18 protein-coding genes are annotated in these 18,566 nt (G+C 55.8%); 4 read left to right on the forward strand and 14 right to left on the reverse strand.

The window, feature by feature from the left end; genetic code table 11:
* Nucleotides 1-2,262 (reverse strand): 5-methyltetrahydropteroyltriglutamate--homocysteine S-methyltransferase, encoded by a 2,262-nt coding sequence (metE, locus tag LCD46_21695; GenBank protein ID UOY70596.1) that lies wholly within the window; start codon nucleotides 2,260-2,262, stop codon nucleotides 1-3.
* 116 nt (nucleotides 2,263-2,378) lie between these two features.
* Between metE and metR the strand changes: the two genes are divergently transcribed.
* Complete coding sequence (gene metR / locus LCD46_21700; protein UOY70597.1) at nucleotides 2,379-3,332, forward strand: HTH-type transcriptional regulator MetR; 954 nt, start codon at nucleotides 2,379-2,381, stop codon at nucleotides 3,330-3,332.
* Here the strand turns inward: metR and LCD46_21705 are convergent.
* The 3 genes from LCD46_21705 to pldB all read right to left on the reverse strand — a co-directional run bounded on the left by LCD46_21705 (nucleotide 3,220) and on the right by pldB (nucleotide 6,021).
* Complete coding sequence (locus LCD46_21705; protein UOY70598.1) at nucleotides 3,220-4,119, reverse strand: carboxylate/amino acid/amine transporter; 900 nt, start codon at nucleotides 4,117-4,119, stop codon at nucleotides 3,220-3,222. The genes metR and LCD46_21705 overlap by 113 nt on opposite strands.
* An 82-nt stretch (nucleotides 4,120-4,201) precedes the next feature.
* Nucleotides 4,202-5,002, reverse strand: a complete 801-nt coding sequence (gene yigL, locus LCD46_21710) for a sugar/pyridoxal phosphate phosphatase YigL (GenBank protein ID UOY70599.1) — start codon at nucleotides 5,000-5,002, stop codon at nucleotides 4,202-4,204.
* A 26-nt stretch (nucleotides 5,003-5,028) separates the two neighbouring features.
* Nucleotides 5,029-6,021: a lysophospholipase L2 gene (pldB, locus tag LCD46_21715; GenBank protein ID UOY70600.1), complete on the reverse strand. Its 993-nt coding sequence runs from the start codon at nucleotides 6,019-6,021 to the stop codon at nucleotides 5,029-5,031.
* A gap of 109 nt (nucleotides 6,022-6,130) precedes the next feature.
* On the opposite strand from pldB, the gene rhtB reads away from it, so the two are divergent.
* The gene (rhtB, locus tag LCD46_21720) at nucleotides 6,131-6,751 is read left to right on the forward strand and encodes a homoserine/homoserine lactone efflux protein (GenBank protein UOY70601.1); all 621 of its coding nucleotides are present in this window, start codon (nucleotides 6,131-6,133) and stop codon (nucleotides 6,749-6,751) included.
* On the opposite strand, the gene rhtC is transcribed toward rhtB, so the two are convergent.
* The 3 genes from rhtC to pldA form a co-directional block, all read right to left on the reverse strand.
* A complete protein-coding gene (rhtC, locus tag LCD46_21725) occupies nucleotides 6,748-7,368 on the reverse strand; it encodes a threonine export protein RhtC (GenBank protein UOY70602.1) in 621 nt (206 codons plus the stop codon). The two genes, rhtB and rhtC, sit on opposite strands and share 4 nt — an antisense overlap.
* 61 nt (nucleotides 7,369-7,429) lie before the next feature.
* Nucleotides 7,430-9,259 carry an ATP-dependent DNA helicase RecQ gene (gene recQ / locus LCD46_21730; GenBank protein UOY70603.1) on the reverse strand — a complete coding sequence of 610 codons (1,830 nt, stop codon included), beginning with the start codon at nucleotides 9,257-9,259 and terminating at the stop codon, nucleotides 7,430-7,432.
* A gap of 90 nt (nucleotides 9,260-9,349) precedes the next feature.
* Entirely contained in the window at nucleotides 9,350-10,219 is an 870-nt protein-coding gene (pldA, locus tag LCD46_21735; protein ID UOY70604.1) for a phospholipase A, read from the reverse strand.
* Between the two features lie 163 nt (nucleotides 10,220-10,382).
* Here pldA and LCD46_21740 point away from each other — a divergent pair, with 163 nt between their 5' ends.
* Together LCD46_21740 and rarD are read left to right on the forward strand one after the other, a co-directional pair.
* The gene (locus tag LCD46_21740; GenBank protein ID UOY70605.1) at nucleotides 10,383-10,850 is read left to right on the forward strand and encodes a thioesterase family protein; all 468 of its coding nucleotides are present in this window, start codon (nucleotides 10,383-10,385) and stop codon (nucleotides 10,848-10,850) included.
* Nucleotides 10,851-10,901: 51 nt separating this feature from the next.
* Nucleotides 10,902-11,798, forward strand: coding sequence for an EamA family transporter RarD (gene rarD / locus LCD46_21745; protein ID UOY70606.1), 897 nt, complete (start codon nucleotides 10,902-10,904; stop codon nucleotides 11,796-11,798).
* Nucleotides 11,799-11,841: 43 nt separating this feature from the next.
* Here the strand turns inward: rarD and corA are convergent, their stop codons facing one another.
* From corA to dapF, 7 genes are all read right to left on the reverse strand, one after another.
* Nucleotides 11,842-12,792 carry a magnesium/cobalt transporter CorA gene (gene corA / locus LCD46_21750; protein UOY70607.1) on the reverse strand — a complete coding sequence of 317 codons (951 nt, stop codon included), beginning with the start codon at nucleotides 12,790-12,792 and terminating at the stop codon, nucleotides 11,842-11,844.
* A gap of 151 nt (nucleotides 12,793-12,943) precedes the next feature.
* On the reverse strand, nucleotides 12,944-13,000 hold the full coding sequence (locus LCD46_21755) for a hypothetical protein (protein ID UOY73029.1): 57 nt from the start codon (nucleotides 12,998-13,000) through the stop codon (nucleotides 12,944-12,946).
* Between the two features lie 149 nt (nucleotides 13,001-13,149).
* On the reverse strand, nucleotides 13,150-15,312 hold the full coding sequence (gene uvrD, locus LCD46_21760; GenBank protein UOY70608.1) for a DNA helicase II: 2,163 nt from the start codon (nucleotides 15,310-15,312) through the stop codon (nucleotides 13,150-13,152).
* Nucleotides 15,313-15,391: 79 nt separating this feature from the next.
* Entirely contained in the window at nucleotides 15,392-16,108 is a 717-nt protein-coding gene (gene yigB, locus LCD46_21765; protein ID UOY70609.1) for a 5-amino-6-(5-phospho-D-ribitylamino)uracil phosphatase YigB, read from the reverse strand.
* A complete protein-coding gene (gene xerC / locus LCD46_21770; protein ID UOY70610.1) occupies nucleotides 16,108-17,010 on the reverse strand; it encodes a tyrosine recombinase XerC in 903 nt (300 codons plus the stop codon). Before xerC ends, yigB begins: the two co-directional genes overlap by 1 nt.
* The gene (locus tag LCD46_21775) at nucleotides 17,007-17,714 is read right to left on the reverse strand and encodes a DUF484 domain-containing protein (GenBank protein UOY70611.1); all 708 of its coding nucleotides are present in this window, start codon (nucleotides 17,712-17,714) and stop codon (nucleotides 17,007-17,009) included. The genes xerC and LCD46_21775 overlap by 4 nt, the downstream gene beginning before the upstream one ends.
* Nucleotides 17,711-18,535, reverse strand: coding sequence for a diaminopimelate epimerase (gene dapF / locus LCD46_21780; GenBank protein UOY73030.1), 825 nt, complete (start codon nucleotides 18,533-18,535; stop codon nucleotides 17,711-17,713). The genes LCD46_21775 and dapF overlap by 4 nt, the downstream gene beginning before the upstream one ends.
* Nucleotides 18,536-18,566 lie beyond the last annotated feature (31 nt).

The following is an 18,566-nucleotide window of genomic DNA, read 5'->3' on the forward strand; positions in this document are numbered from 1 at the left end:
TTACGCCTGACGCAAATTCTGCGCCGCCTGCACCATGTTCGCCAGTGCAGCGCGGGTTTCCGGCCAGCCGCGGGTTTTCAGTCCGCAGTCCGGGTTCACCCACAGACGCTCTGCCGGAATGCGCTGGGCCGCTTTTTTCAGTAGAGCTTCGATCCACTCCACACTCGGCACGTTCGGAGAGTGAATGTCGTACACCCCCGGTCCTATTTCGTTCGGGTAGTCGAACTCTTCAAATGACTCCAGCAGTTCCATGTCTGAACGCGATGTCTCGATGGTGATCACATCGGCATCCAGCGCGGCTATCGAATCCATGATGTCGTTAAATTCGCAGTAACACATGTGGGTGTGGATCTGGGTGTCGTCCTTCGCGACCGCGGCGTTGATGCGGAAAGCCTCCACGCCCCATTTCAGGTAGGCATCCCAGTCGCTACGACGCAGCGGCAGACCTTCGCGCAGCGCCGGTTCGTCGATCTGAATAATGCCAATGCCTGCGGCTTCCAGATCCGCCACTTCATCACGCAGTGCCAGCGCGATCTGTTTGGCGATGGTTTCGCGGCTCACGTCTTCACGCGGGAAGGACCAGCAGAGAATCGTTACCGGACCCGTGAGCATTCCTTTCACCGGTTTATCTGTCAGAGACTGGGCATACTTCGCCCATTCAACGGTAATCGCTTCTGGACGGCTGATATCACCAATCACCACCGGCGGCTTCACGCAGCGGGAACCGTAACTCTGCACCCAGCCATTTTGGGTAAACACGAAACCGTCCAGGTGTTCACCAAAGTATTCCACCATGTCGTTACGCTCGGCTTCACCGTGCACCAGAACATCCAGACCTAAACGTTCCTGCTCGATAATCGCCTGTTTAATGTGTTCAGCGATACCGGTGCGGTAATGATTCGCATCCAGATTGCCCTTTTTGAAGTCCAGACGCAGGCCGCGGATCTCGGTAGTCTGCGGGAAAGAACCGATCGTCGTGGTTGGCCACGCAGGCAGATTAAAGCGGGCGCGCTGTGCTTCAGCGCGCACTTCATAGGCGCTCTGGCGCTGACTGTCCTGAGCCGTGATGGCTGCCAGACGTTTTTCGACTGCCGGGTTGTTTACGCGAGCCGAGTCGCGGCGGGCCTGGATCGGTGCGCTCCATTCGGTAATCGCTGCCGTGTCACCCGTGTTCAATGCATCACGCAGCAGCGTCAGCTCCTCACATTTCTGCAAGGCAAAGGCAAACCAGCTCTTCACTTCTGCGTCCAGACGGGTTTCAGCACTGAGATCGATTGGGCTATGCAACAGTGAACAAGACGATGCCACCCACAACTCACGTTTGCCGACGATGTCCTTAACCTGAGCGTATTTCTCAGTGAGATCGGCACGCCAGACGTTACGGCCATTCACCACACCGGCCGAGAGCAGCCAGTCCGCAGGCAGGCGTTTGTGCAGCTCCGCGACATCATCTTTACCGTGTACAAAGTCAACGTGCAGACCCTGCACTGGCAGCGCGGTGATGGTCTTCAGGTTTGGCGTCACGCCTTCGAAATAGGTAGTCAGCAGCAACTTCACCTGTCCGGCAAGTGCGTCATACGCCGGTTTGAAGGCATCTAGCCATTCCTGCGGCAACTCGAGCACCAGAGCAGGTTCGTCGATTTGCACCCACTGGATACCGCGTTTGCCCAGCTCAATCAGCACCTGTTTGTAGACCGGAAGAATGTCGTTCAGCAGGCTGAGGCGATCAAACTGCTCACCCTTCACTTTGCCAAGCCACAGGTAAGTAACCGGCCCCAGCAGCACAGGCTTCACCTGGTGGCCCAGCGCCAGCGCTTCGTCCACCTCATCCAGTAATTGCGTCCAGGTCAGTTTGAACTGCTGACCTTTAACGAACTCCGGCACCATGTAGTGATAGTTGGTATTAAACCACTTGGTCATTTCAGCCGCTGCCGCTGGCTCACCTGTTGGCGCGCGACCACGGCCGATGCGGAACAGGGTGTCGATATCTACCGATCCATCTTTGTTCTGATGACGAGCCGGCACATTGCCAAGCAGCAGGCTTGTCGTCAGAACATGGTCGTACCAGGCAAAATCGCCCACCGGCAGCAGGTCAATGCCCGCCTGTTTTTGCTGATCCCAGTGACGCGCACGCAGTTCGCGTCCAACGGCCAGCAGTTCTTCACGGGTGGTACTACCCGCCCAGTAGCTTTCTTGCGCTTTTTTCAGCTCGCGACGCAGGCCAACGCGAGGGAAACCGAGAGTGTGATTGCGGATTGTCATGTCATGCCCCTTGTCAATTTTCGGTATTTAGACGTCCAGATGTTTACACATCCATAATTGGCGGTTACTGTATATTCCTCAAGCGCAAAATGTTCATGGCGAAGTGAAGGACTTTCATGATCGAGATAAAACACCTGAAAACGCTACAAGCGTTGCGGAACTGCGGTTCTCTTGCGGCGGCGGCAGCCTCGCTGCACCAGACCCAGTCCGCCCTTTCTCACCAGTTCAGCGATCTGGAACAACGCCTCGGCTTTCGTCTTTTTGTGCGCAAGAGCCAGCCGCTACGCTTTACGCCTCAGGGTGAGATTTTGCTGCAGCTGGCAAATCAGGTGCTGCCGCAAATTGCCAGCGCCCTGCAGTCCTGTAACGAGCCGCAACAGACCAAACTGCGTATCGCCATTGAATGTCATAGCTGCATTCAGTGGCTGACCCCCGCACTTGAGAATTTCCGCCAGAAGTGGCCGCAGGTGGAGATGGACTTTACATCCGGGGTGACGTTTGACCCGCAGCCCTCGCTCCAGCAGGGCGAGCTGGATCTGGTCATGACCTCTGATATTCTGCCGCGCAGCGGCCTGCACTACTCCCCAATGTTTGATTATGAAGTGCGTCTGGTGCTGGCACCGGATCATCCGCTGGCGGCTAAAACGCGCATCACACCGGAAGACCTGGCGACGGAAACGCTGCTGATTTACCCGGTTCAGCGCAGTCGTCTGGATATCTGGCGTCACTTCCTGCAACCGGCAGGCATTAGCCCGCAGTTGAAAAGCGTGGATAACACCCTGTTGTTGATTCAGATGGTGGCGGCCAGAATGGGTATCGCGGCACTGCCGCACTGGGTGGTAGAGAGTTTTGAACGCCAGGGCCTGGTGGTGACCAAAACCCTGGGCGAAGGACTGTGGAGCCGGCTGTACGCCGCCGTGCGCGATGGCGAGCAGCGCCAGCCGATTACGGAGGCGTTTATTCGCTCAACGCGGAACCACGCGTGCGACCATCTTCCGTTTGTGCGGAGCGCGGAGCGACCCAGCGGCGATGGACCCACAGTGAAGCCAGGATCACCGTTCCCCCAATAAGGAAACTCGGCCAGTGGGGTTGCTGCTGCCAGATTGCAAGGTTAACCAGCAGACCCGCGGGCACATGCACGTTGTTCATGATCCCCAGCGTACCGGCGTCGACCTGGGTCGCGCCGTAGTTCCACATGAAGTATCCCAGCCCTGAGGCCACCACGCCCAGCCAGACCAGAACGCTCCATTGCACCGTAGTGGTCGGCAGTTTTTGCGGGTTACCGAGCATGAACCACGCCGCTACCGCGACAATCGCGGCCCCCATATAGAACCAGGCGAACGCGTTATGCTGCGGCATCGGACGGGTTTCCATCAGACGTTTGTAGCCCACCATACCGATGGCGAAACTGATGTTGGCGAGCTGGACGAACATCAGCCCGGTCCAGAAGTGGTCGCTGACTTTGTCATAGCGAATAATCGCCGCCCCAATAACTGCCAGCGCCGCGCTCAGCAGGTATCCCCAGCGTAAACGGCGCTTGCTGAGCAGATCGTAAATCAGCGTGATGTAGAGCGGCGTGAGTACGGTAAAAAGCAGAAACTCCGAAACAGACAGGTAGACGTAGGCCCGAAAGCTGAACAGATACATGATGCCGAGCTGCATCGCCCCCACCAGCATATACAGCACAATGGTTTTCAGCGATTGCCCGCGCGTACGCAGAAACGGCAGGAATACCAGCGCCGCCAGCCCAACACGCATCAGCACCGAGAAATAACTGTCGACCGAACCAGCAAGATATTCGCCAATCAGGCTAAAGGAGAAGGCCCACAGGATAGTGGTGATAATGAGTAGCGCCACAATGCTTGTCTCTCAGAAAGAAGGACAGGCATTGTAGCGAACTCTTTAGTTGACAACTGAGCAATAAATAACCAAATGAAGATTATTCAAGGAACAGCTTGCGCAGATATTTTGGTACCGCGTTGTCGCCGTTGGTGCCGATCACTTCCAGCTCCGGGTGCAGGTCTTTCAGACGCTGGTGCGCGTTCTCCATAATGCAGCCCTTGCCTGCCATCGAAAGCATTTCGGCATCGTTCATACCGTCACCAAAGGCGATACAGTCTTTCAGCTCGAAGCCCAGACGCTTCGCAACCGCTTCCAGCGCATGGCCTTTGGATACGCCCCCGGCCATCACTTCCAGACAGGTCAGCGTTGAGAAACTCACGTTAACACGGTCGCCCCAGCGAGCGTTGATCGCCTGCTCCAGCGGCAGCAATTCTTCGTGGCTTTCGCAGGTGAAGAACACCTTGCTGATACCTTCAGGTTCAAGCAGGGCTGGCTCGTACAGGGTGTAGTTGAATACCGCTTCCTTGAAGAAACGCATTTCGTCAGGGCGGTGGCGGTTCATAAACCACTCATCATCACGATAGACGTTAGTCACGATATCCGGGTTGTTGTGCACCACGCCGAACAGATCGGCGGCGATATCGCGATCAAGGTTATGCGCGAAAATCAGGTTGCCGTCCGTATCGTGTACGCGCGCACCGTTAGAGGTGATCATGTACGATTTGATTTCCAGATTATCGCGGATCTGCCCCACGTCTACGTGGTGGCGGCCGGTGGCAAACACAAAGTTCACGCCACGGGCAGTCAGAAGCTTTAAGGTCTCTTTCGCGTAAGGCGACAGGGTGTGGTCGGGGGAAAGCAGCGTGCCATCTAAATCAGATGCAACAACCTGGTACATAGGGAAATTTAACCTCAATAAAAAAATCAGTTATGCCTGTTGAAAAATTCAACAATGGCGTTGAGCGCGACTGAGCGCATAGCGTCCTTTTCAAAAAGGATCTCATGGTACGCGCCGTTGATGACCAGCGGTTTTCCCCCTTCACAGGGGTGACCGGCGGCAGCGCGGAGTTCACAAAAACGATCGTGCATGCGGTTATCCACCACACGCTCTTCTTCAGCCTGAATCAGAAGTGTTGGCGTGTCATCATCACCCGCGCCAGCAAGCACCTGTTCCCCGGCAAGAATACCTTCCCGCACCCAATGATAGGTCGGACCGCCAACGCGCAGGCGTGGTTCATCGGCATAAAAACGCAGGTTACGACGATAACGCTGTCGGCTGTGGGTTAACACGTTCATTGCAAACGGCAATGCACGCCAGCGCCCCGTCCCGATGGCATAGCCTTCACGAATGCGCTGATGGCCCTCAGCCCAATCGAGAATATGGCGCACCATCCAGTCAGGAAAACGCATGACGATGCCATACATTGGCGCGGTAAGCGCAATGGCATCGCACTGGTGCTCATAGCGCTGTAAAAATAGCGTAGAGATTGCCCCACCCATAGAGTGCGCCAGAATATAGCGCTTACGCCATGGACCAGGTTCAACTTCCTGCTGCCAGAACGCGGCAAGATCGTCGACATAATCGCTGAAATTATCCACATGACCGCGGTGCGTGTCCGATAACAGACGACCAGAAAGCCCCTGCCCACGATGGTCGATAATCAACACATCAAAGCCAAGATGGACAAGATCATAAGCCAGTTCGGCGTATTTGATGTAGCTCTCGATGCGCCCAGGGCAGACGACGATCACCCGATCGTTCTTCACATTGCGGAAACGCACGAAGCGTACCGGAATATCACCGACGCCCGTAAACTCATCTTCCTCACGCTGCCGCCAGAAATCGGTCAGCGGCCCCATAGAGAAAGCAGCAAATGCGTTTTCTCGTGTTTCCCAGTCCTTTTTCTGCTGAAACATCGGGTTTCCACTCACGTAAGCCAAGGAATATCGTTTTTTCGTAACAGGTCACAAAATGACTCAACAATAGCGTATTGTGGCATAAAAATAGACGGTTCGGGAGCTTCAAATGACCTTCGAGTGGTGGTTCGCCTACCTGCTGACATCCATTATCCTCAGCCTTTCACCGGGCTCAGGTGCTATTAACACAATGACCACCTCCATCAACCACGGCTATCGCGGTGCGGCGGCGTCGATTGCCGGTTTGCAGACCGGGCTGGGCATTCATATTGTGCTGGTCGGGATTGGTCTGGGGACGCTGTTCTCCCGCTCTGTGCTGGCGTTCGAAGTACTGAAATGGGCCGGTGCAGCGTACCTGATTTGGCTGGGTATTCAGCAGTGGCGCGCGGCAGGTTCGATTAATCTCAACACGCTTGCCCAGTCGCAAACCCGTGGTCGTCTGTTCAAACGTGCAGTATTTGTAAACCTGACCAACCCGAAAAGCATTGTTTTCCTGGCTGCCCTGTTCCCGCAGTTTATCGCTCCACATCAACCACAGGTGATGCAGTATGTGGTGCTGGGCGCGACCACCATTATCGTCGATATCATCGTGATGATTGGTTATGCGACGCTGGCACAGCGAATTGCGGCGTGGATTAAAGGGCCTAAACAGATGAAGGCCCTGAATAAAGTGTTTGGTTCGCTGTTTATGCTGGTGGGCGCGCTGCTTGCATCAGCGCGTCACGCTTAGCGAGAAATGATGAGATGAATACCAAAGCCGGCGAACAGCGCGCCGGCAACGCAGTCGATCCACTTCGCGATGCGCTGATAGCCACGGCGCATCGCCGGTAAGGCAAACAGGCTTGCAACAATGGTGAACCACGCAAACGTCTCAACGACGATCAGCAGGAAAATACCCCAGCGTGCGCCCGCACCAACGCTATCACCCACAAACAGCGAGAACACGGAGCCGAAATAGATAATCGCTTTTGGGTTTGCCAGATTGGTCAGCAGCCCCTTCACAAAGCTGCGGCCGCCCGTTGCCAGCTCAACCTTTGGCTCTTCTGGTTTTTTCTCTTCTTTCTTCAGCGCCCCGCGCAGCATCTGGTAGCCCATCCAGCACAGGTACAGCCCGCCGCCAACCATAATGATGTTATGCAGCCAGGCCATCTTTGCCAGGATCAGGTTCAGACCGAGCAGTGCCACCGCCGCCCAGACCATCACGCCCATGGTGATACCCAGTACCCCCATCATCGCCTCTTTGCGGGAGCGGCTGACGGCCGTTTGTGATACAAAGAAAAAGTCAGGGCCCGGGCTCATCAGCGCAACGATGTGCACTAACGCCACGGTGAGAAATAGCATTAACATAATTCGCTCGCGGGGAAATAATTTAGTGAGTCACCATCCTGGCACTTTTTCGCCCGGCTGACTACTCCTCATCATCACCGTCGGCGTGAGAACGGATGAGCGCCATAAACTCTTTGCCAAAACGTTCGAGCTTACGTGTGCCAACACCGTTGACGCTGAGCATTTCGCTGGCGCTCAGCGGCATCTGTTCGGCCATCTCAATCAGCGTCGCGTCGTTGAAGACGACATAAGGCGGGATATTCTCTTCATCGGCAATGGCTTTTCGCAGCTTGCGCAGTTTGGCGAACAGCTTACGGTCGTAATTGCCACCGTAGGATTTCTGCATCACGCGCGGTTTGAGGGCGATGACGCGTGGTACGGCAAGCTTGAGTTCGATATCACCGCGCAGCACCGGACGCGCGGCTTCGGTAAGCTGCAGTGCGGAGTGCTGGGCGATATTCTGTGTGGCAAAGCCAAGGTGAATTAGCTGACGAATAATACTGACCCAGTGCTCGTGGCTCTGGTCTTTGCCAATACCGTACACTGGCAACTTGTCGTGGCCCATGTCGCGGATACGCTGGTTATTGGCGCCGCGCAGCACTTCAACCACGTAGCCCATGCCGAAGCGTTGATTTACACGGTAAATGGTCGAGAGCGCCTTACGCGCATCCATCAGACCATCGTACTGTTTAGGAGGATCAAGACAGATATCGCAGTTACCGCACGACTCCTGACGCCCTTCACCAAAATAGTTGAGCAACACCAGACGGCGGCAGGTTTGCGCTTCGGCAAAGGCCCCCATCGCGTTGAGCTTATGGCGCTCGATATCCTGCAGCTGTCCCTGCGGTTTCTCTTCCAGACAGCGGCGCAGCCATGCCATATCGGCCGGATCGTAAAACAGCATTGCTTCCGCAGGCAGGCCGTCACGCCCGGCGCGGCCGGTTTCCTGATAGTAGGATTCAATATTTCGCGGGATGTCGAAGTGCACAACAAAGCGCACGTTGGGTTTATTAATCCCCATCCCAAATGCCACCGTCGCGACCACAATTTGCAGGTCGTCACGCTGGAATTTCTCCTGCACGTCGGCGCGAATGTGGTTTTCTAACCCGGCATGATAAGCCGCAGCGCTAAAGCCACGGTTTTGCAGACGCGCAGCCGTGTCTTCCACTTTTGCGCGGCTGTTGCAGTAAATAATGCCTGACTTGCCGCGCTGCTCCTGCACATAGCGCAAGAGCTGATCCAGCGGCTTGAATTTTTCCATCAGCATGTAGCGGATATTCGGGCGATCGAAACTGCTGACCTGAATCAACGGGTCGTTCAGCCCCAGCAGACGGACAATATCCAGCCGCGTGGTGTCGTCCGCCGTGGCGGTAAGCGCCATAAACGGAAGCTCGGGGAAGCGCTGACGGAGCTGGCCGAGGGCCGCGTATTCCGGGCGGAAATCGTGTCCCCACTGGGAAATACAGTGTGCTTCATCTACCGCCAGCAGCACCGGATTCCAGTGCGCTAGATGGTCGAGGAAGTTATCCAGCATCAGGCGTTCCGGCGCGATATACAGCAGGAGGATCTGCCCGGTGCGGCACCCGGCCATCACCTCTTGCTGCTGCTCGCGGGTCTGCGTGGAGTTAAGACAGGCCGCCGCCACGCCGTTGGCAAGCAGCTGGTCAACCTGGTCTTTCATCAGAGAAATAAGTGGCGATACCACGACCGTCAGGCCGTTAAGCACCAGCGCGGGCACCTGATAACAGAGTGATTTACCGCCACCGGTCGGCATCACCACCAGGCAATCACGACCTTCCAGCACGGTTTCAATGATGGTTTCCTGGCCAGGGCGGAACTGCTGGTAGCCAAAGGTTTCATGCAAAACCTGTTTAGCCAGCGACTCCTGATTCAATACTTCCGCCTGCGCCACATTAACCCCATATGCCAGAAATGAAACAGGCGCTATTTTCAGCGCCTGAGAGAGAAACTTCAACGTTTAACGCAAAAACATTCGAGCAGTCTAGAAAATATCGTTCAGCATCACGCCCACACCCACGCGGGTCTGGTTGAAGTTATAGTCGATGAGCGACTCGCCGTAACCGCTGTAGACCTGGGTATAAATACGCACATGTTTGGTCATCGGGTAGCTTAAGCCCAGCTCTGCGCCGCCGTAGCCGGTATTCCAGTTGTACTGGCCTTTGGCGCTCAGCACCGCATCACCCAGTTGATAACCAATCTTGAGCTGATAGTAGCCCATATATTTGGTGATATCCGGGTTGTCATCGGTGCTCCCCACCACGTACCACGGCTTCACTTCCACCATCAAATTGCCATTCTGCGCCATCAGGCGTGTATAGGCACGGTTCCAGCTACGTGACGTTGGGTCAGAACGACCGTTTGAATCGTGGTTGAAACCTACCTCGACGTCACGCAACGTCCAGCCGGCGAACTCGTAATCCGTTGCAAAACCAAGGAACAGCTGCGGCTCATAGTTAGTTTCACGGAACGGCGATGACTCCCCGCTGTTAGATAACTGCCACCAGGATTTCTGCGTATAAGACGCGCCGAATACCGAGTTTGGCCCCAGAATGCCGCGCCAGAACGGGAATGCGAGGCTGAGCTGATACTTCACTTCATCTTTACGCGCATTATCAGCCCAGTTATAGGAGCTTATCGCCTCTTTATTGAGATCGCTGGTCTGAGTGTAAATCACGTAGTTGGTGTCATAAGGATAGAGCGTGAACGGATTGTCATGCTCCTGAAGCAGGTTCGCGATAATGCTGCCGTGAACGGCAGGTTGGTCATGCACCTCTTTTATCGTCGCTTCCTGCGCAATTGCTGTGAAGGGCAGCGCAACCGCGGCCAGTAACCAGGCCAGATACGTCCGCATCGGTGGTATTCTCCTGCAAAAAATTAAGATGACTTGAATAGTTATGTGGCGGACATTCTACAGACTTCTGCGACAACTGCTGCATCCTCGTTTCTGAAAGTGGAATTCCTTATTGCCACGGCATAAAATCAACATTTCGTTAACAATAAGGATGTGATGTCTCATGTCAGCCATGCTTACCGCCGAAGAAGTTTTAAAACTCGTGGGCGAGATTTTTGTCTACCATATGCCGTTTAACCGTGCGCTGGGGCTGGAGCTGGAGCGTTACGAGAAAGACTTTGCCCAGCTGAGCTTCAACAACCAGCCGATGATGGTGGGCAACTGGGCACAAAGTATTTTGCACGGCGGGGTGATTGCCTCCGCGCTCGACGTGGCGGCAGGCCTGGTCTGCGTGGGCAGTACGCTGACGCGTCATGACACCATCAATGAAGATGAACTGCGCCAGCGCCTGTCGCGCATGGGCACTATTGATTTACGTGTCGACTATCTTCGTCCTGGGCGCGGAAATCGTTTTACCTGCACCAGCAGCCTGCTGCGCGCGGGGAATAAAGTTGCCGTGGCGCGCGTTGAATTACACAACGAAGAACAGGTTTACATTGCCAGCGCAACCGCCACTTATATGGTGGGTTGAGACGATAAAATCGGGTAAAATTAATTCACTTTTTTGTAACGGATTTTCCCGATGGATGCTAAACAGACGCGGCAGGGCGTTTTACTCGCTCTTGCCGCTTATTTTATTTGGGGTATCGCCCCGGCGTATTTCAAGCTTATTGCCTACGTTCCGGCTGATGAGATCCTCACTCACCGCGTCATCTGGTCGTTCTTCTTTATGATCGCGCTGATGAGCCTCAGCCGTCAGTGGTCGGGTGTCAAAACGCTGCTGCAAACACCGAAGAAAATTTTCCTGCTGGCGCTCTCTGCGGTGCTGATTGGCGGTAACTGGCTGCTGTTTATCTGGGCCGTGAATAACCACCATATGCTTGAAGCGAGCCTCGGTTACTTTATTAACCCACTGGTGAACATTGTGCTGGGGATGATTTTCCTCGGTGAACGCTTCCGACGTATGCAGTGGCTGGCGGTGATCCTTGCATTCTGCGGTGTACTGGTGCAGCTATGGACCTTCGGTTCACTGCCGATCATCGCGCTGGGGCTGGCGTTCAGCTTTGCGTTCTACGGTCTGGTGCGTAAGAAAATCGCGGTGGAAGCACAAACCGGGATGCTGTTTGAAACCCTGTGGCTGCTGCCGGTCGCGGCAATTTACCTGTTTGGTATCGCTGACAGCGCCACCAGCCACATGGGCAGCAACCCATGGTCGCTGAACCTGATGCTGATGGCAGCAGGCGTGGTGACCACCATTCCATTGCTGTGCTTTACCGGAGCGGCAACGCGCCTGCGTCTCTCCACGCTGGGCTTCTTCCAGTATATTGGCCCGACGCTGATGTTCCTGCTGGCAGTGGTGTTTTACGGCGAAGTGCCGGGGGCGGATAAGATGGTGACGTTCGCCTTTATCTGGGTGGCGCTGGCGATTTTCGTTGCCGATGCCATTTATACCCAGCGCAGGACCCGCAGAGGAATGTAGGTGTTTTGTAGGGCGGGTAAGCGTAGCGCTACCCGCCAGATTTTTACAGCCAGTTACGACGCTTAAAGTACAGATACGGCGCCAGCCCGGCGAGGATCATAAAGATAATCGCGCCAGGGTAACCAAAACTCCACTTCAGCTCTGGCATAAACTCAAAGTTCATCCCGTAGCTCGACGCCACCAGCGTCGGTGGCAGGAACACCACGGAAACCACCGAGAAGATCTTGATAATGCGGTTCTGCTCGATGTTGATAAAGCCCATCGCTGCCTGCATCAGGAAGTTCACCTTCTGGAACAAGGATTCGTTGTGCGGCAGCAGGGATTCGATATCACGTAAAATCTCACGCGCCTGCTCCAGCTGACCACCCGGCAGACGCGCTTTACGCACCAGGAAGTTCAGCGCACGCTGGGTATCCATCAGACACAAACGCACCTTCCAGCCGATATCTTCCAGCTCCGCCAGCGTGGAGAGTGCTTCGTCGTACTCATCGCCCTGATGGCCCTCCATGATCACGCGGCTCAGCTTTTCCAGATCGCTGTAGATGTTTTCAATCTCATCCGCCAGCTGTTCAATTTTGGTTTCGAACAGGTCAAGCAGCAGCTCATAGGCATTGCCGTCCACCATCGCCTGGCTACGGGCGCGCATGCGATAGAGACGAAACGCAGGCAGTTCGCGTTCGCGCAGCGTAAACAAGCGACCATCGCGGATGGTAAATGCCACGGTGGAGTTGCCCGCGTGGTCTTCGGCGTCTTCAAAGAAGAAGAAGGAGTGGATGTGCAGACCGTCTTCATCTTCAAAAAAACGCGCAGATGCTTCGATATCTTCCAGTTCCGGGCGAGTCGCCAGGCTTTGTCCCAGCTCAGATTGTACGCGAAGGCGTTCATCGTCGTCCGGCTCGACCAGATCCACCCATACGGCATCAATGAGGGGCTGTGACTCTTCGGCTTCAAGCCGAGTCAGTCGGTTATTTTCGAGTTGAAATGCGCTCAACATGACCGGGACTCCCAATGCAAAAAATATCGGACAGTTCGGTGGGCACACAGAAACAAATTGGGTTTCAGACCATTAAACAGCCTGACTCAGCGCGACGGGAATAATGCAGGTCGCTGACAACCACTAAGGCCATCAGCAAGAGGAGATAGCCTTAGGAGTTGTTCCTGGATGACAGGGAATTGAGCCAGTATCTACTGGGTGTGTCCAAGGCGAATGTCCTCTTAGCGTAATCGTGCGCGCATGTTACGCCAGCAATAACTGTGGCGTCAACACGCAACGGGACGCTGAAGGGCATTAATTGACCTTCAATGTATAAGGCTAGCAGATTATTACAAAAAAATTATATTTTTCTGAATGTTAGACTGTTTCCAGCTTCGCATAGGCCGCCACCAGCCATTTGATCCCCTGCCCCTGGAACGCCACCTGCAGGCGGCTATGCTCGCCGCTGCCTTCCAGATTCACAATGGTGCCTTCGCCAAACTTCGAATGGCGTACGCGCTGGCCCAGCTTGTAACCGGTGTCGGTTTCCGCAATCGGCGAGCCCATACGCTGATGGCTGACCGGACGGCTGATGCTCGCACGCAGACGCACCTCTTCCACACACTCTTCCGGCAACTCGCCAATAAAGCGCGATGGACGATGATACACCTCTTTACCGTACAGACGTCGGGTTTCGGCGTAGGTCAGCGTCAGCTTTTGCATCGCACGGGTGACGCCCACATAGGCCAGACGACGCTCCTCTTCCAGACGGCCACCTTCATCCAGCGACATCTGGCTCGGGAACATCCCCTCTTCCATACCGACGATAAACACCTGCGGGAATTCCAGACCTTTGGCGGAGTGCAGGGTCATCAGTTGAACCGCATCCTGCCAGGTATCCGCCTGCCCTTCGCCCGCTTCCAGCGCGGCGTGAGAGAGAAACGCCTGCAGCGGCATCAGGTCTTCGTCTTCTTCGTTGTAGCTGAACTGGCGCGTTGCCGTGACCAGTTCCTCTAAGTTCTCAATACGGGTCTGGCCCTTCTCGCCCTTTTCCTGCTCGTACATGGTTCTCAGGCCGGAGTCTTTAATCACCCGGTCGGTCTGCACGTGCAGCGGCATGTCGGTGGTTTCCTGCGCCAGAGCATCAATCAGTTCGAGGAAACGCTGCAGCGCGCTGGCAGCACGTCCGGCGAGCGCTTTTTCCTGCAGCAGCTCGCGGCACGCCTGCCACAGCGTTAGCTGGCGGTCGCGCGATGCCTGACGTACGACGTCCAGCGTACGGTCACCGATACCACGGGTTGGTGTATTCACCACACGCTCAAAAGCCGCGTCGTCGTTACGGTTAGCGATCAGGCGCAGATACGAGAGCGCATCTTTGATTTCCTGGCGTTCGAAGAAACGCATACCGCCGTAAATACGGTACGGCATGCCCACCTGTAGCAGCGCCTCTTCCAGCACGCGTGACTGGGCGTTGCTGCGGTAGAGAATGGCGCACTGTTCCAGCGCGCCGCCGTTGTCCTGCCAGGTTTTGATGCGATTCACCACGAAGCGAGCTTCGTCGAGCTCGTTAAATGCGCAGTAAATTGAAATCGGTTCGCCGTCGACGCCATCGGTCCACAACTTTTTACCCAGACGCCCGTTGTTATTTTCAATCAGGGCGTTGGCCGCGCTCAGGATGTTGCTGGTTGAGCGGTAGTTCTGTTCCAGACGGATGGTCTGTGCACCGGGGAAATCGTTGAGGAAGCGCTGGATGTTCTCCACTTGCGCCCCACGCCAGCCATAGATGGACTGGTCGTCATCGCCCACGATCATCACCTTTCCGGTATCACCCGCAAGCAGACGGATCCACGCATACTGGATGTTGTTGGTATCCTGGAATTCGTCCACCAGGATATTGGTAAAGCGTTCGCGGTAGTGCTGCAGGATGTGCGGTTTGTTAAGCCATAGTTCGTGAGCGCGCAGCAGCAGCTCGGCGAAGTCCACCAGACCGGCGCGATCGCACGCTTCCTGATAAGCCTTGTAGACGTTCTGCCAGGTCTGCTCAACCGGGTTGCCAAAGCTCTGAATATGGTGCGGGCGCAGCCCCTCGTCTTTCTGACCGTTGATGTACCACATCGCCTGACGCGGCGGCCACTGCTTCTCGTCGAGGTTCATCGCCTTAATCAGGCGCTTCAGCAAGCGGAGCTGATCTTCGCTGTCGAGGATCTGGAAATCCTGCGGCAGGTTGGCATCCATATGGTGCGCGCGCAGCAGACGGTGCGCCAGGCCGTGGAAAGTCCCCACCCACATGCCGCCCTGGCTGGTGCCCATCAGCTGTGCGATACGGTGGCGCATCTCTGCCGCCGCCTTGTTGGTAAAGGTTACCGCCATGATGGAGTATGGCGAACAGTTCTCCACGCTCTGTAACCAGGCGATACGGTGAACCAGCACGCGCGTCTTACCACTGCCCGCCCCAGCCAGCACCAGCAGGTTAGTCCGCGAGGCCGCTACGGCTTCACGCTGTTTGTCATTAAGGCTGTCGAGCAGGTAAGAAACGTCCATTGGCACCGTCACGTCGTGTCGGGCAGGCGAATATTTCCACTCGCCAAAACCCTGTTAATTTATACAGAACAATTGATGATTATATCAGCGTCGTGAGGGATGCCAACCGCGAAATTTCCACGTGCGGCAGAAGACGGCTATCGGAGGCGATCATCAGATCAGCGTTTTCCGGCTTGATCCAGCAGGCCTGCATGCCGCAGCGGATTGCACCGGCCACGTCAGTGGTCAGGTCATCGCCTACGTGCAGAATTTCACCCAGCGACAGATTCAGTTTTTCTGCCGCCAGATGATACATATCGCTGAATGGTTTGGAGCGCCCATGCGGGCCGGCACGCAGCACAAATTTGAAGTAATCGCCAAGGCCAAACAGCTCCGGCTGGGCATTACCATTGGTGATCGCCACCAGCGGCCATTTTTCGGCCAGAGCAGCCAGCGTGTCGTGGGTTTCCTGTGGCACGTCGATACGGCTACGCCATTTGGCAAAGTTTTCCATCGACGCTTCAGCGCCAATCGCGGCATCACGCGCACTCATGCCGACGTTGAGCATGGCTTGCTCTACCGCACGGCGACGCCATTCGGTCACGTCGTGGTAAATGTCGGGTTCGGTCTCCCGCAGGGATTGACGCAGCTTCTGGAAATCCTTGTTCTGCATCGTCTTCAACGCCGGATGGTAGTTCTGCACAAACGCCAGTGACTCCTGCTCAGTACGCAGAATTACCTCGCGGTTGTCATAAAGGGTGTCATCAAGGTCAAAGGTCAGAGCTGAGATCTGCCCGAGAGGGCGGTAAAAACGCATTATTTCCCCCGTTTGGCGCGTGGATGCGCCGCGTCATACACCGAGGCAAGGTGTTGGAAGTCTAAGTGGGTATAGATCTGAGTGGTCGACAGATTCGCGTGGCCGAGCAATTCCTGCACGCCGCGCAGATCACCGCTCGACTCAAGCATGTGTGTCGCAAAGGAGTGACGCAGCTTGTGCGGGTGAACGTGGCTGTTCAACCCCTGCTTAATGCCCCACTCCGCAAAGCGCTTCTGCACGTTACGCGCTGAGATCCGCTTACCGAGTTTCGACAGAAACAGCGCATCTTCTTCCGCGCCAAACAGCCCGCGCAGATCCAGCCAGTGCTCAATCCAGGAGACCGCATTGCGGCCAATCGGCAGACGGCGCTCTTTGCTGCCCTTACCCATCACCCACACTTCGCCGGTGTCCAGGTCGAGATGTTTTAAATCAAGATTGACCAGCTCAGATAGACGCAGACCGGCGCCGTACATCACCTCCAGCATTGCGCGGTCACGCACGGCCAGCGGATCGTTAAGATCAATATCCAGCAGGCGATTCACATCGTCAACGTCGATATTTTTAGGTAAATGGCGCGGCGCTTTTGGTGTGGCAATTCCTTTTGCCGGGTTGGCTTTTAACCCACCCTGGCTGACCAGCCAGTCGAAGAAACTGCGTAATGCAGAGAGCCTGAGTGCCAGACTCGCCGGGCCGAGTCCCTTGCGTCGACTACGCACCACAAAGGCTCGCACGGTTGCAGCGTCACATTGTTGCCAGCTTTTCAGGCCGATCTCTTCGGCAATCTGCATGATGGCATCAAGCTGACGCTGATAGTTCAGTAGCGTAATCGGGCTAAGCTGACGCTCCACGCCCAGATAGCGCAGAAAGCGCGTGACGTCAGTGGTGAGTAGTCCGTCCGTCATACGCGCTCAATCCAGCGCTCCAGCAGCTCAGGCAGCATCAGAGCGATCTCCTGTAGCAGGTGCGTAGCTTGCCCCTGCTCATAATGATGCGCATCGCGGCTGGTAAATAACATCACGCCCAAATCGCCATCGCGCCCCATCAGCGACATCGCCACCGAGCCAATCGCTTTGGCTTCCGGTAATACCACCAGCAGCTCAGGTCCGTTTAGCGGCCCCAGGTAGTGATGTTCGTGGCCCAGACGCTGAATACGCAGCGGCTCGAACGCCTGACGGCTGAGAGCCAGATGGGTAAAACCGGACGGCGCGCCAATACGCCAGCGGTCAGGGAAAAGACGAATCGTTGCGCCCGCCAGCCCAAGCTCGCGCGCCCAGCGGTGGAAGCGACTCAGGAACTCTTCAAGGCTGTGCGCCGACGCCAGACGCGCCTGCAGATGCAGCAGACGATAGAACAGACTTTCGTTGGTGCTGGCCTGTTCCATCAGCAGCGTCATGTTCTCTTCGAGCTGATTGATGTGGTTGCGCGAGCGTGCCATGTGCCATTCGACCAACGACACGGTCTCACGAACCGGATGCGGCACGCGCATCTGTTCGACGACGCGTGCATTGCGAATAAAAAACTCAGGATTGCGCAGCAGATAATCAACAACAGCTCTGTCGTCCAGTTCCGTCGCTGTTTCCTGCAGTTCTTCCCCTGGTTGTTTCATAGATGGATAAACCCGTCATAGACATGTGCCGCCGGGCCAGTCATATACAGTGGATGACCCGGTCCTTTCCAGGCGATATCAAGCCGACCACCTGGTAACTCCACGCGAACTTCTTCTGCCAGTAACCCTTGCGAGATGCCAACGGCCACAGCAGCACAGGCACCGCTTCCGCAGGCCTGAGTTTCGCCCGCGCCGCGCTCGTAAACCCGCAGACGGATGTGCTCACGCTTCACCACCTGCATAAAACCGATGTTCGCGCGCTCCGGAAAACGCTCGTGGCTTTCCAGCACCGGGCCGAGCGTTTCGACGGCGGCGGTTTCCACATCATCAACCTGAATCACGCAGTGTGGGTTACCCATCGAGACGACGCCGCACAATACTGTCTGCTCGGCCGCACGCATAATATAGGTCTTTTCCGCTTTGTTTGCGCGGAACGGTACTGCCGAAGGCTCGAAGTTAGGTTCACCCATGTTAACGCGAACCAGCTCGTCATCAGTCACGCTGAGCACCATGCGACCATTGGCGGTGCTGACGCGGATATCACGTTTGTTGGTTAGCCCCTTCAGGCGAACAAAGCGAGCAAAACAGCGCGCGCCATTACCGCACTGGTTAACCTCACTGCCGTCCGCGTTAAAAATACGGTAGTGAAAATCGAGGTCGGGATCGTACGGCGGCTCAACAACCAGCAGCTGATCGAACCCCACGCCCAGATGCCGATCCGCCAGGCGACGGATCAGTTCCGGGGAGAAAAACACATTCTGCGTTACCGCGTCGACGACCATAAAATCGTTGCCAAGGCCATGCATTTTAGAGAACTGCATCATTTGCTCCATTGCGCGGGTACAGAACGTT

Origin of the sequence: Enterobacter ludwigii (assembly GCA_023023105.1) — a bacterium.
GTDB classification, from domain to species: Bacteria; Pseudomonadota; Gammaproteobacteria; order Enterobacterales; family Enterobacteriaceae; genus Enterobacter; species Enterobacter adelaidei.

What these genes read in the sequence shown, in the direction of transcription:
- LCD46_21775 (UOY70611.1), bottom strand. Translation starts at nt 17,714, where the DNA reads ATGAAACAACCAGGGGAAGAACTGCAGGAAACAGCGACGGAACTGGAC.
- rhtB (UOY70601.1), top strand. Translation starts at nt 6,131, where the DNA reads ATGACCTTCGAGTGGTGGTTCGCCTACCTGCTGACATCCATTATCCTC.
- xerC (UOY70610.1), bottom strand. Translation starts at nt 17,010, where the DNA reads ATGACGGACGGACTACTCACCACTGACGTCACGCGCTTTCTGCGCTAT.
- metR (UOY70597.1), top strand. Translation starts at nt 2,379, where the DNA reads ATGATCGAGATAAAACACCTGAAAACGCTACAAGCGTTGCGGAACTGC.
- dapF (UOY73030.1), bottom strand. Translation starts at nt 18,535, where the DNA reads ATGCAGTTCTCTAAAATGCATGGCCTTGGCAACGATTTTATGGTCGTC.
- uvrD (UOY70608.1), bottom strand. Translation starts at nt 15,312, where the DNA reads ATGGACGTTTCTTACCTGCTCGACAGCCTTAATGACAAACAGCGTGAA.
- corA (UOY70607.1), bottom strand. Translation starts at nt 12,792, where the DNA reads ATGTTGAGCGCATTTCAACTCGAAAATAACCGACTGACTCGGCTTGAA.
- pldA (UOY70604.1), bottom strand. Translation starts at nt 10,219, where the DNA reads ATGCGGACGTATCTGGCCTGGTTACTGGCCGCGGTTGCGCTGCCCTTC.
- metE (UOY70596.1), bottom strand. Translation starts at nt 2,262, where the DNA reads ATGACAATCCGCAATCACACTCTCGGTTTCCCTCGCGTTGGCCTGCGT.
- rarD (UOY70606.1), top strand. Translation starts at nt 10,902, where the DNA reads ATGGATGCTAAACAGACGCGGCAGGGCGTTTTACTCGCTCTTGCCGCT.
- yigB (UOY70609.1), bottom strand. Translation starts at nt 16,108, where the DNA reads ATGCGTTTTTACCGCCCTCTCGGGCAGATCTCAGCTCTGACCTTTGAC.
- pldB (UOY70600.1), bottom strand. Translation starts at nt 6,021, where the DNA reads ATGTTTCAGCAGAAAAAGGACTGGGAAACACGAGAAAACGCATTTGCT.
- yigL (UOY70599.1), bottom strand. Translation starts at nt 5,002, where the DNA reads ATGTACCAGGTTGTTGCATCTGATTTAGATGGCACGCTGCTTTCCCCC.
- LCD46_21740 (UOY70605.1), top strand. Translation starts at nt 10,383, where the DNA reads ATGTCAGCCATGCTTACCGCCGAAGAAGTTTTAAAACTCGTGGGCGAG.
- rhtC (UOY70602.1), bottom strand. Translation starts at nt 7,368, where the DNA reads ATGTTAATGCTATTTCTCACCGTGGCGTTAGTGCACATCGTTGCGCTG.